Annotated in this window: 10 protein-coding genes; 7 read left to right on the top strand and 3 right to left on the bottom strand. The window is 64.4% G+C overall.

Features of this window, described 5'->3' with window-relative positions:
- Positions 1 to 19: 19 nt before the first annotated feature.
- A complete protein-coding gene (locus NHH73_26255; GenBank protein USX26028.1) occupies positions 20 to 1,306 on the bottom strand; it encodes an HlyC/CorC family transporter in 1,287 nt (428 codons plus the stop codon).
- A gap of 238 nt (positions 1,307 to 1,544) precedes the next feature.
- Between NHH73_26255 and NHH73_26250 the strand changes: the two genes are divergently transcribed.
- The 3 genes from NHH73_26250 to NHH73_26240 all read left to right on the top strand — a co-directional run bounded on the left by NHH73_26250 (position 1,545) and on the right by NHH73_26240 (position 4,470).
- Positions 1,545 to 2,120: a hypothetical protein gene (locus NHH73_26250; protein USX26027.1), complete on the top strand. Its 576-nt coding sequence runs from the start codon at positions 1,545 to 1,547 to the stop codon at positions 2,118 to 2,120.
- 15 nt (positions 2,121 to 2,135) lie between these two features.
- Positions 2,136 to 3,173 carry a hypothetical protein gene (locus NHH73_26245; protein ID USX26026.1) on the top strand — a complete coding sequence of 346 codons (1,038 nt, stop codon included), beginning with the start codon at positions 2,136 to 2,138 and terminating at the stop codon, positions 3,171 to 3,173.
- Positions 3,174 to 3,282: 109 nt separating this feature from the next.
- On the top strand, positions 3,283 to 4,470 hold the full coding sequence (locus NHH73_26240; protein USX29715.1) for a glutamate carboxypeptidase: 1,188 nt from the start codon (positions 3,283 to 3,285) through the stop codon (positions 4,468 to 4,470).
- An 88-nt stretch (positions 4,471 to 4,558) separates the two neighbouring features.
- Here NHH73_26240 and NHH73_26235 read toward each other — a convergent pair whose 3' ends face one another.
- Together NHH73_26235 and uraH are read right to left on the bottom strand one after the other, a co-directional pair.
- Positions 4,559 to 6,067 (bottom strand): tetratricopeptide repeat protein, encoded by a 1,509-nt coding sequence (locus NHH73_26235; protein USX26025.1) that lies wholly within the window; start codon positions 6,065 to 6,067, stop codon positions 4,559 to 4,561.
- Between the two features lie 213 nt (positions 6,068 to 6,280).
- Entirely contained in the window at positions 6,281 to 6,634 is a 354-nt protein-coding gene (gene uraH, locus NHH73_26230) for a hydroxyisourate hydrolase (protein ID USX26024.1), read from the bottom strand.
- Positions 6,635 to 6,743: 109 nt separating this feature from the next.
- Between uraH and puuE the strand changes: the two genes are divergently transcribed.
- Genes puuE through xdhC form a run of 4 tightly spaced genes read left to right on the top strand, consistent with a single transcriptional unit; the run spans position 6,744 to position 12,548 of the window.
- A complete protein-coding gene (puuE, locus tag NHH73_26225) occupies positions 6,744 to 7,697 on the top strand; it encodes an allantoinase PuuE (protein USX29714.1) in 954 nt (317 codons plus the stop codon).
- Between the two features lie 7 nt (positions 7,698 to 7,704).
- Positions 7,705 to 9,174 (top strand): xanthine dehydrogenase small subunit, encoded by a 1,470-nt coding sequence (gene xdhA / locus NHH73_26220; GenBank protein USX26023.1) that lies wholly within the window; start codon positions 7,705 to 7,707, stop codon positions 9,172 to 9,174.
- 11 nt (positions 9,175 to 9,185) lie between these two features.
- Complete coding sequence (gene xdhB, locus NHH73_26215) at positions 9,186 to 11,537, top strand: xanthine dehydrogenase molybdopterin binding subunit (protein ID USX26022.1); 2,352 nt, start codon at positions 9,186 to 9,188, stop codon at positions 11,535 to 11,537.
- Positions 11,538 to 12,548: a xanthine dehydrogenase accessory protein XdhC gene (gene xdhC, locus NHH73_26210; GenBank protein USX26021.1), complete on the top strand. Its 1,011-nt coding sequence runs from the start codon at positions 11,538 to 11,540 to the stop codon at positions 12,546 to 12,548. It begins immediately after the preceding gene.
- Positions 12,549 to 12,625: the final 77 nt, after the last annotated feature.

The following is a 12,625-nucleotide window of genomic DNA, read 5'->3' as shown; positions in this document are numbered from 1 at the left end:
TGGCAATCAGACACCGCGTTTAACCGCGTTTCGTGCCCGGACGTATCAATTTGACGACCTTGATCGATTGATCATGCGCCTGGATCACCTCGATGATGCAGTTGCCGATTTTGATACTGATCGGCGCCTCTGGAATTTCCTGCAACAGTTCGAGCAGCATGCCGTTCAGCGTTTTTGGGCCGTCGAGCGGGAAGTTCAGGCCCAGGCGTTTGTTGACGTCGCGCAGCGCGGTGGCGCCCTCGAGCAGGCACTCGCCCTGCTCGTTCCAGGCGAAGCTGTCGGCGCGGGCGTCGCCAGGCATCGATGTCGTGAATTCGCCGATCATTTCCTCGATGATGTCGTCCAGTGTCACCAGTCCCTGCACTTCGCCGTATTCGTCGACGATGATGCCCAAGCGCTCTTTGCGCTCCTGGAAGTACTGCAGCTGGGTGAAGACGCCGGTGTCCTGCGGAATGAAGTACGGCGTGGTCAGCAGCGCGCGGAAATGCTCGACCGTCAGTTCTTCTTCCTGGTTCAGCAGCGCCACCGCCTTGCGCACGTGCAGGATGCCGACGATACGGTTGATCTCGCCTTCGTAGACCGGCAGCTTGTTGTGGTAGCAGGTGGTCAGCTCGCGCTTGATCCCCTCGACCGACTGTTCCAGGTCGAGCGCCTCGATCTGCGAGCGCGGCGTCATGATGTCCTCGACGACGATGGTTTCCAGGTCGAACAGGTTGAGCAGGATGCTCTTGTGCTTTTGCGGAATGAAGTTGCCGCCCTCGAGCACGATCGAGCGCAGCTCCTCCGGCGACACGCGCTCGTCCTGCAGGTGGGCGCCGGCCTTGGTGCGAAACAGCCGCAGCACTTGCGTGACGAACAGGTTGACGAACCACAGCACCGGCTTGAACAGCGTCATCAGCGGCCGCAGCACCACGCTGGTGGGCAGCGCGATGCGCTCCGGATAGGTGGCGCCGATCATCTTCGGCGAGATCTCGGCGAACACGATCAGCAGGAACGCCACCACGCCGGTGGAGATGATGATGACGTTGTCGTCGTGGCCGAAGTATTCGATGGCGATCGACGTCACCAGCGCGGTGGCCATGGCATTGACCAGCGTATTGGCGATCAGGATCAGCGACAGCAGCTTATCGGTGCGGTCGAGCAGCCACAAGGTGGTGATCGCGGCGCGGCTGCCGCGCTTGGCCTCGTGGCGCAGGCGATAGCGGTTGGCCGCCATCAGGGCGGTTTCGGCCATGGCGAAAAAGGCCGAGCACAAAATCAGGAGGGCGAGTGCAAGCAGTTGCACCCATAAGGGCACGGTATCCAATTGTCACCGTAAAGAGTCTGGAAAACTGGTCGCCGTGCAGCGGTTGCAGGCCCAGAGCATGATCAGTTTGGAATTTTAAGGCATGGATGAGTCGGGTGCAAGTTGTACTAGTTTCATGTCGTAACGATGTCGTAACAAAAGATTTGTAAGCTGCGCATGGTTGTTCATTAGAAAAAAAGTCTCAGACATCGCTACACCCATCGCCACCCATCACAGTGCAAACCTCACTTAGGAACCCATGATGAAATCCATAAAGATAGTTTTGTTGTTTGTTTTGATGTCTGTTTTCAGCGGCATGGCAGGAGCCCAGGCGCTGGATACGCGTTTCGAAGGCTGGCTCGGCAAGAACCAGCACGGGTACTACCTCGACGGTTCGGAATGGCACTATTGCTTCGGCAATCGCGGTGGCAGCTGCGGTAGCGTGGCGTTGACGACCGGCCATTCCAGCTGCAGGACGACCGGCTTCAACATCGGTGGCAAATGGGCGATACCGACCCGTATCGGTGGCATGGAAGTCAACGCGTCGGCCAACCGGTCCTGGACGGCCTGCAACATTCGAAGCGAGACCATCACTTGCACCCCCAACAAGGGATACAAAGGCCGGGCGGTCATCAACTTCAGCGAACGGATGGGCAGGATCCGGGTGCTTGGCGCCCAGAACTACCTCTCGATTGACAATGACTGCCCGGCCGGCTTCCGCAACGACTGGTTGGGCGGCACCAGCTGGCGTTGCACCTATGTCGGCGGCACCTACAACGTCGATGGCTATTTGCCCGAGTGGCGTGGCAGCAGCTGCCAGTACGAGAAAATTTAAGGAGGGCGTACTGCGATGCCTTCCAATATTCATTTCTCCTCGCGCCGGCTGGCTGCGGCAGCGGTGATCGGTGCGTGTCTGTTGATCGCCGCCGGCGGCTACTACCTGTCCCGCGGCGAGCCGCGTGCGGACAAGGCCGGCGCGCCGCACGTCAACGGCATGGACGCGCTATTGGCGCGCGCTCCGGCGGCCTCCGCCGCGCCAGCGACGTTGTTCGCCAAGGCGGACGCCGTCCACGTGGCATCCGGCGCCGGGGAGGAGGGCGCCGCGGCCGTCAAGCCATTCACTGCCGACGAGGCGGCAGCCAGTCTTCGTCACTTCGTCGACAAGATCCTGAAGCGGCAAAACCTGACCGCGCAGGAGGTTGAAGAACTCCAGACCCGGCTGCTGGCCGGGATCGAAACCGATCCTGGCGTCGGCAAAGCCGTGGAACAGTTCTATCACGGCATGCCGGACGAACAGGCCATGGAGCGCGACATGCTGCGGGCGCTGCTGGTGGCGTCGCCGGCTGGCCGCGGCGTCGTATTGCAAGAGGCGAACGCCATCTGGGAGGGCAAGAACGAAAGCAAGTTCGCGGAGATGTACGAGACCTACTTCAATCTGCCCGGCCAGGTGCCGCAGGATGTCCTCGTGGCGGCGCTGGCCGATTTGAAGGCCGGCAAGCCTGCCGATGAACGAACCGCCGTGGCGCGGCTCAATTTCATCGGCACCTTGGCGGAGCAGAAAACCGGCGATACCGCCAATCTGCGCAGCGATGCCGTCCAGCTCCTGAATCAGGCGGCGGAAGGCCAGGGCAGCGAGATGGTGCGGGCGCTGGCCGTGCAGAAGCTCTACCGGCTGAGCTCGCCCGGGGAGGCATCCAATATCGCCATCACGCAGTTGTCGAAAGGCGCCTCCAGCGATCTGGTGCGGGAAACTCTGAGCTCGGTGACCAGTGGCGATGTGGAGCTCACGCCCAACCTGCGGGCGGCGTTGACCACGGCCGTTAAACGCCCGACCGCGTCGGCCGAAGAGAAGCAGCAATTCAGCCAGGTCCTGGGTTCGCGCGGTTGAGGTGCATACCTTGTGGTCATTGCGTTGACCAGGCGTTACTATGGAGCTTACTTCCATATAACGATAAGGCTCATCGATCATGCGTAAGAACTTTGTTTTGCTTGGCTTGATGTTGGGGTTGGGCGGCGCGGCGGCACAAGCCGCGCCGCTGAACCAGGCCTTGCTGGCGCAGGCCGAAAAAGCCAAACCGGAGGCGCTGGCGCTGCTCGAGCGGCTGGTCAACATCGACTCCGGCACCTACAACGAAGCGGGGCTGGACAAGGTCGGCGCCATCGCGCGAGAGGAATTGAAAAAGCTCGGCGCGCGCATCGAGGTCCTGCCGGCGTCGCCGGCCAAGTCGAGCAACGTCATCGCAACCTGGACCGGCAAGGGCAAGGGCCGCATCCTGCTGGTGGCGCACATGGACACCGTGTTCGGCGATGGCGCCGCCGCCGCGCGGCGCTTCCGCGTGGACGGCAAGCGTGCCTACGGTCCGGGCATCATGGATGACAAGGGCGGCATCGTCATGGCGCTGTATGCGATGAAGCTGCTGCGCGAGGCCAAATTCGACGACTACGCCAAGGTGACGCTGATCCTCAACACCAACGAGGAAACCGGCTCGGCCGGCACGCTGGCGCTGATCAACAAGCAGGCGCGCGAACATGACGTGGCCTTCAACCTGGAGCCGGGCCGCCCGGCCGATGGCCTGGTGATCTGGCGCAAGGGCAGCGGCGGCATCGAGCTCGATGTCAAGGGCAAGGCGGCGCACGCGGGCGTGGCGCCGGATGCGGGCCGCAACGCCGCCATGGAGGCGGCGCACCAGGTGCTGCAACTGAGCAAACTGGGCGACCCCGGCAAGCAGACCACCGTCAACTTCACGGTGATCAAGGCGGGCGAGCGCAGCAACGTCATACCGGACGCCGCGCACGCCGAAGCCGATGTGCGCGTGGCGGTGGCGGAGGAGTTCGACCGCGTCGAAAAAGATATGGCGCGCATTTCCGCCAACAAGCTGATCCCGGACACGCAGGTGAGCGCGAAGCTGCGCCGTGGCTTCCCGCCGATGCCGCAAAACGCCGCGACCGACGGCATGGCGGCGCGCGCGCAGGCCATCTACGCCGAGTTGGGCAAGAAGCTGACCTTGGAAGGCAGCGGCGGCGCGGCCGATTCGAGCCTGATCGCGGCGGCCGGCGTGCCCACCATCGACGGCCTGGGCATCGTCGGCGGCGGCATCCACACGGCGGAGGAATATATCGAAGTCGACAGCATTGCGCCGCGCCTGTATCTGTTGACGCGGTTGATTATGGACTACAGCAAGTAAGAGCAACCCGCACGGCTAGCCGGGGTCGTACCCTGCTGGGTACGACCCCTAAGCGGTACGGCAAGCGTATCGCTAAAGGCCGGCGGGTTTACTTCGAGCAGCGCAGGATCAGGGCGTGGCCGGCGATGGTCGCGCCGTTTTCCTGTCGTGCGGCCAGTGGTTCGGCTGCCAGGATGTCAAAGCCGGTGGCTTGCGCCAGGCGCTCCAGATAGCCCAGCGTGTGGGCATAGCGGTTGGTGGGGCGCAAGGTGAAGTCGGCGCCGTCGCCGGCTTCGACGGAGAAGCAAAAGCGTCCGCCGGGCCTCAACGCGCGCCGTACCCGCTCGAACACGGGTTGCAGGTCGCCGATGTAGACGAAGACGTCGGCGGCAACCGCCAGGTCCCAATGGTTGTCGTAACCGTCCAGATAGCTCAGTAGATCGGCGCAGGCCAGCGTGTCGTAGCCGCCGCGTTCGGCCGCCTTGTCCAGCATCTGCTGCGACAGGTCGACGCCGTCGAGTCGATGCGAGTATTCCGTCAGATACGGCGCGCACAGGCCGGTACCGCAGCCGATGTCCAGGGTGTCAAGGCCGGTCGACGGCGCCACCCGCCGCAGCATCCCGTCGAGATAGGCCGGGGTCTGGTAGTCCAGCACTTGCACCAGATGCTCGTCGAAGTGGTTGGCGTATTGGTCGAACAGGGAGCGCACATATTCGGCCGGCAGCGCGGCCGGCGTCTCGCCGACGCCCAGCGACGCCAGCGCGAAAGCGATGGTTTCCGGATTGTCGCCATGGGTCAGCGCGGCGCGGTAGGCGGCGATCGCCTCGTCGTTGCGCGCCAGCGAGCGAAGGGCGTTGCCGCGATGGTAGTGCGCCAGCGCGTGGTCCGGTTTCAGCTTGAGCGCGTGGTCGTAGCTGTCCAGCGCCGCCTCGAATTCGCCCAGCCGGAACAGGCTTAAACCCTGCGCGCTGTAGGCCTCCGCCCATTCTGGCCGCAGATGGATGGCGCGGTCGAAGCTCTCCACCGCATCCGGCAGCAGGCGCAGGCAGTGCAGCGCGTTGCCGCGCGCGAACCAGGCGTCGGCGTAGCGGTCCTTGATGTTCAGCGCATCTTCCGCCGCGCCCAATGCCTCCAGATAGCGGGCCTGGTCCTGCAGCACGATGGCGCGGTTGCAGTGCGCCTCGGCGTAATGCGGTTGAAGCTCGATCGCGCGCTGGTAGCTGAGTAGCGCCTCGTCGAGTCGTCCAAGCTTGCGCAGCGCGTTGCCGCGATTGCTCCAGGCCATGGCGTAGTCGGGCAGCAGGGCGATGGCGCGTTCGTGGCTGGCCAGCGCTTCGTCGGCGCGTCCGGCGTCGAGCAGCGCAGCGCCGAGGTTGGCGTGGGCCTTGGCTTGCTGGCCGTCGATGTCGATCGCCTGCGAGATCAGCGCGATGGCGGTTGCCGCGTCGCCCTGCTGGCGGGCGATCACGCCCAGCAGATGCAGCGCGTCGAACTGGCGGGGATTGAGGTCGAGCACCTGGCGGTACAGCGCTTGCGCCGGTTGGAGGCGGCCCTGCTGGTGCAGTTCAACGGCCTGTTGCAGGAAGGACGCCTCGAGGGCGGAATGGGATTCGGTCATGGTGCGCATCTTAGGAGCTTTCTTTGCCGCAGACAAGCGCTGATGGGGGCTCACACATGGCGGATTACGCTGCGCTAATCCGCCCTACGTGTCTCCTCGTGGGACCAAGGGTTCGTGGCCTGCTTTCACTGTTTCATTCGGTCTGCCACGGAGACACGTAGGGCGGATTAGGCGGAACGCCGTAATCCGCCATCTATGAGCCGCCAACGCCTCTCAGCTACCCCGATAAGTCGAATAAGCCCAGGGAGACACCACCAGCGGCACGTGGTAATTCTGCTCCGCGCCGGCCACGCCAAAGGCGATCGTCACCTCGTCGATAAAGCGTGGCTCCGGCAGCTCCACCCCCTGCGCGGCGAAATAATCGCCGGCGCCGAAAACCAGCTCATACTTCCCCGCTTTCATGGTTTCGCCCTCCAGCAGCGGCGCCGAACAGCGGCCGTCGGCATTGGTGACGTCGGTTTTGATGAGGATGCGCCCCTGCGCGCCGACGGCGTACAGCGCCACCTTCACGCCGGCGCCCGGCTTGCCCTGCGTGATGTCGAGAACGTGCGTACTGAGCTTGCCCATGGTTGTCCTATATGTGTACGTCATAAGTATCTATCGTACAAATCATATACCGATGGCGGTCTGCGCATATATGATTACAGATATATTCCCCATCGACTTGCCGGCGCCCATGACCACTTACGACAACTATCCGCGCGACATGATCGGCTACGGGCCGAAACCGCCCCACGCCCAGTGGCCCAATGAGGCCCGGGTGGCCTTGCAGTTCGTGCTGAACTACGAGGAGGGCGGCGAGAACAACGTGCTGCACGGTGATGCCGGATCGGAAACATTCCTGTCCGAGATCATCGGCGCGGCCTCGTTCAGCAACCGCCACATGAGCATGGAATCGCTGTACGAGTACGGTTCGCGCGCCGGTTTGTGGCGCCTGCTGCGCATGTTCGAGGAGCGCAAGCTGCCGCTGACGGTGTTCGGCGTGTCGATGGCGCTCAAGCGGCATCCGGAGGCGGTGGCCGCCTTCGAGTCGCTGGGGCACGAAATCGCCTGCCACGGCCTGCGCTGGATCACCTACCAAAACATGGACGAGGCCACCGAGCGCGCGCACATGAAGGAGGCGGTCGATATCATCCGCGAACTGACGGGAAGCGCGCCGCAAGGCTGGTACACGGGCCGCGATTCGCCCAATACGCGCCGGCTGGTGATGGAGCACGGCGGCTTCCGCTACGATTCCGACCACTACGGCGACGACTTGCCGTTCTGGCAAAAGGTCGACTACACCGACGCCGACGGCAAGGCCGCCACGGCGCCGCAACTGATCGTGCCGTACACGCTCGACACCAACGACATGCGTTTCGCCGCCGCGCAGGGCTTCAACTCCGGCACGCAGTTCTTCGACTATCTGAAGGACGCCTTCGACGTGCTGTACGCGGAAGGCGACCCCATTGGCTTGAACCAGCCGAAGATGCTGTCGATCGGCCTGCACTGCCGCATCGCCGGCCGGCCTGCGCGGGCGGCGTCGCTGGCGCGCTTCCTCGACTACGTGCAGGGGCACGACAAGGTCTGGATCACGCGCCGCATCGATATCGCCGATCATTGGCGTGCCACACATCCATTTGCAGATTGAGACCACGATGTCCGAACCGATTCGTTTTTACTTCCGTGGCGCGGTCCAGGAGATCACCACCGCCGCGCCAACGCGCACCGTGCTCCAGCACCTGCGCGAGGACTTGCATTGCACCGGCACCAAGGAAGGCTGCGCCGAAGGCGATTGCGGCGCCTGCACGGTCGTCATCGGCAGCTTGAACGCAGGCGGCCAGCTGGAGATGAAGTCGGTGAACTCCTGCATCCAGTTCGCGCCGACCCTGGACGGCAAGGCGTTGTTCACGGTCGAGGATTTGCAGCAGGCCGACGGCGCGCTGCATCCGGTGCAGCAAGCGATGGTCGAATGCCATGGATCGCAATGCGGGTTCTGTACGCCCGGTTTCGTGATGTCGTTGTGGGGCATGTACCTGGACAAGGACGGCCGGCCGGCGCAGCGCAAGGAAATCGATGACTGCCTTTCCGGTAACCTGTGCCGCTGCACCGGCTACCGTCCCATCATCGATGCCGCGCACCGCATGACGGAGCTGCCCAAGGTCGGTTTCGACCGCGAAGCCCTGGCGGAGCAATTGCGCGGACTGCGGCGCGACGCCGGCGCGAGTTATACCGCCAATGGCCAGACCTTCCACGCGCCGCGCACGCTGGAAGAACTGGTGGCGCTGCGCGCCGCGCATCCGGAGGCGACGCTGCTGGCCGGTTCCACCGACATCGGCCTGTGGGTCACCAAGCAAATGCGCGAGCTGGGCGACATCATCTACCTCGGCCACGTCGCCGCGCTGCAAACCATGAATGAGAAGGACGCTATGCTGGAAATCGGCGCCGGCGTGTCACTCGACGATGCGTATCGCGCCTTGGCCGAACTGTATCCTTCCCAATTGAGCGAAATGCGCCAGCGCTTCGCATCCCTGCCGATTCGTAACGCCGGCACGCTGGGTGGCAACGTCGCCAACGGCTCGCCGATCGGCGATTCGATGCCGTGGATGATCGCCCTCGGCAGCGAAGTGGTGCTGCAAAGCGCATCGGGCCGGCGCGTGCTGCCGCTGGAGGCGTTCTACCTCGATTATCAGAAAAAGGATATGCGGGCGGACGAATTCGTCGTCGCCGTGCGCGTGCCGCTGCCGCGCGCCGGTATCGCATTCCGCACCTATAAACTGGCCAAGCGCTTCGACCAGGATATCTCCGCCGTTTGTGCGGCGTTCGCGTTCGAGCTCGATGGCGACGTTGTGGTTGACGCCCGCATCGCTTTCGGCGGCATGGCCGCGACGCCGCGCCGCGCGCCCCGCGCCGAGGCCTCGCTGATTGGTCTGCGCTGGAACGAGGCCAATCTGCGCGTGGCGATGGACATGCTGGCGCAGGACTTCGCGCCGCTGTCGGACATGCGCGCCTCCAGTTCCTACCGCATGCGGACGGCGCAAAACCTGCTGCGCCGCTTCTGGTTCGAAACGCGCGCGGATGCACCGCTCGCGGCCGATGCCGTCAACGCCTTCGCATGCCGCGCCTGAAAGGAGCCACCATGAACCATCCAGCCGCTCCTGTATCTTTAGACGCCGCCAGGGCCGCCGCCGCCGAGGCGTGGAAAGCCGTCGGCGTCGCCCGTCCGCATGAATCGGCCGAGCTGCACGTGCTTGGCCAGGCCACCTACACCGACGATATACCCGAACTGCAAGGCACCTTGCATGCCGCGCTTGGCCTGTCGTCGAAGGCGCACGCGCGCATCACCGCGATCGACCTGGCGCCGGTGCGCGCCTCGGCCGGCGTGGTGGCGGTCTACTCCGCCGGCGACATCGTCGGCACCAACGACTGCGGCCCGATCATCCACGACGATCCGATCTTCTGCGTGGAGGAGGTGATGTATGTCGGCCAGCCGATCTTTATCGTCGTCGCCGACACGCACGACAACGCCCGTCGCGCCGCCCGCCGCGCCGTCGTCGACTATGACGAGCTGCCGGCCATTTTTACGCCGCAGGAGGCCAAGGCCGCGCAATCGTATGTGCTGCCGCCGATGCAGCTCAAGCGCGGAGAGTTCCAGACCGCCTTCGACACGGCGCCGCGCGTGGTCAAGGGACAGTTGTTCGTCGGCGGCCAGGAGCAGTTTTACCTGGAGGGCCAGATCGCCTACGCGATCCCGAAGGAGGACAACGGCATGCTGGTGCAGTGCTCCACCCAGCACCCGAGCGAGATGCAGCATGTGGTCGCCCATGCGATCGGCGTCCATTCGCACAAGGTGCAGGTCGAGTGCCGCCGCATGGGCGGTGGTTTCGGCGGCAAGGAATCGCAATCGGCGCTGTGGGCCGCCGCCGCGGGCATCGCCGCCGCCAAGCTGCGCCGGCCGGTCAAGCTGCGCGCCGACCGGGACGACGACATGCTTGTCACCGGCAAGCGCCATTGCTTCTTCTACGAATATGAAGTGGGCTACGACGACAGCGGCAAGATACTTGCCGCCAAGGTCGACATGACGCTGCGCGCAGGCTACTCGGCCGACTTGTCCGGCCCCGTGGCCACGCGCGCCGTCTGCCACTTCGACAATACCTACTATCTGTCGGACGTGGACATTCGCGCCGCTTGCGGCAAGACCAACACGCAATCGAACACCGCCTTCCGGGGTTTCGGCGGGCCGCAGGGCGCCATCGCCATCGAGTACGTGATCGACGAGATCGCGCGCAACCTGGGCCGCGACGCGCTCGACATCCGCCGCCTGAATTTCTACGGCAAGACCGAGCGCAATGTCACGCCATACGGCCAGGAGATCGTGGACAACGTGATCGAGGCGCTGACGACGGAGCTTGAACAAACCAGCGAGTACCGCGCCCGCCGCAAGGCCATCGACGCCTACAACGCGAATAGCCCGGTGCTGAAGAAAGGACTGGCGCTCACGCCGCTCAAGTTCGGCATCGCCTTCAACGTCACCCACTTGAACCAGGCCGGCGCGCTGGTGCACGTGTATGTCGACGGCTCGGTGCTGGTCAATCACGGCGGCACGGAGATGGGGCAGGGCATTAACACCAAGGTGATGCAGGTGGTGGCGCATGAACTGGGCCTGGACATGGAGCACGTGCGCGCGACGGCGACCGACACCAGCAAGGTGTCGAACACGTCGGCGACGGCCGCATCGACCGGCGCGGATTTGAACGGCAAGGCGGCGCAGGACGCAGCGCGCCAGATCCGCGAGCGCCTGTCCGCCTACGCGGTCAAACTGTACGGCGACGAGGATGGCCAGCCGGTGCGCTTCTTCGACAACGCCGTCCATGTCAACGGCCATACCGTGCCGTTCCCGGAGCTGGTTCAGAAGGCGTACCTGGCGCGGGTGCAGCTTTGGTCCGACGGTTTTTACGCCACGCCGGGCCTGCACTGGGACCCGAAGACGATGAACGGCCATCCGTTCTCGTATTACGCTTACGGCGCCGCAGTTTCCGAAGTGGTGGTCGACACGCTGACCGGCGAGTGGAAGCTGCTGCGCGCGGACGCGCTGTACGACGCCGGCCGCTCGCTCAATCCGGCGATCGACATCGGCCAGGTGGAGGGCGCCTTCATCCAGGGCATGGGCTGGCTCACCACCGAGCAGCTGTGGTGGAACCCGGCCGGCAAACTGATGACGCACGCGCCGTCCACGTACAAGATTCCCGGCGTGTCCGACTGCCCCGAGGACTTCCGCGTCAAGCTCTATGACAACGGCAACGTGGAGGACAGCATCCACCGCTCCAAGGCGGTGGGCGAGCCGCCGCTGCTGCTGCCGTTCTCTGTGTTCTTCGCGATCCGCGACGCGATATCCAGCGTCGGTGGCCATCGTGCCAACCCGCCGCTGAACGCGCCCGCGACCAGCGAAGAGATACTGCGCGCAGTGTCCGCAGTGGAAATGGCGGCTTAAGTGAACGAGTGGCTGACAACGCGGATCACTGAGCCGGCGGTGCTGGTGACGGTGGCCATCGTCGAAGGCTCCGGACCGCGCGAACCGGGCGCCAAGATGCTGGTGACGACGCAAGGGCAGGTCGACACGATCGGTGGCGGACATCTGGAGATGTGCGCGGTCGAGGTGGCGCGCGGGATGCTGGACGGCGCGCAAGCGGCGCGGCTGGAGCGCTATGCGCTAGGCCCGACTTTGGGTCAGTGCTGCGGCGGCGTGGTGCACCTGGTATTCGAGTTGGTCGATGCTTCGCTGCGCTCCGTGCTGGAGAGCTTGAGACTACGTCATCGCGAAGACAGCTGGCGCTTGAGCGCCATCGACGGCCCGTCTGTCTCGCTGCTGCTGGATGCCGATGGCAGGACGCTCGCGGGGGAGGGCGATAGCCCGCCATTGGTTGACCGCAAGCGCGGTACGCATGTGATCAAAGATGCCGCCGGCTGCCGCTGGCTCGCCGATCCGTGCCTGGCTCCGCGCGCGCATCTGCTATTGTTCGGCGCGGGCCATGTCGGCGCGGCCATTGTCCGCATGCTGGGCGAGCTGCCGTGCACCGTCACCTGGATCGACGAGCGTGAGGACATGTTCCCCTCTACTATACCCGCCAACGTCACTGTCGAAGCGACCGACATGCCGGAGGCGCTGGTCGCCGGCGCGCCGGCCGATGCCAGTTACCTTGTAATGACCCACAGCCACGCGCTCGACCAACGCTTGAGCGAAGCGATATTGGCGCGCGCGGATGTCGGCTGGTTTGGTTTGATCGGCTCCAGGACCAAGCGTGTGCAGTTCGAACGCCGGATGGCCGCGCGCGGCCTGCCGAAGGACCGCATCGACGCCATGGTCTGCCCGATCGGCCTGGCCGGCATCACCAACAAGCTGCCTGCCGCGATCGCCGCCTCCGTATGCGCCCAGTTGCTGATGGTATGGGAAGCGCAGCAGAGTTTAACGTTAAATCACGTAGGGCGGATTAGCGCAGCGTAATCCGCCATGCGTGCTCCGTCGGCGGCTCACAGATGGCGGATTACGGCGTTCCGCCTAATCCACCCTACGTGGATCCG

It is taken from the genome of Oxalobacteraceae bacterium OTU3CINTB1 (genome assembly GCA_024123955.1).
Lineage (GTDB): Bacteria > Pseudomonadota > Gammaproteobacteria > Burkholderiales > Burkholderiaceae_D > Rugamonas.
The sequence above is the reverse complement of the archived record's forward strand: the minus strand, read 5'-3'. Positions and strand labels throughout refer to the sequence as shown.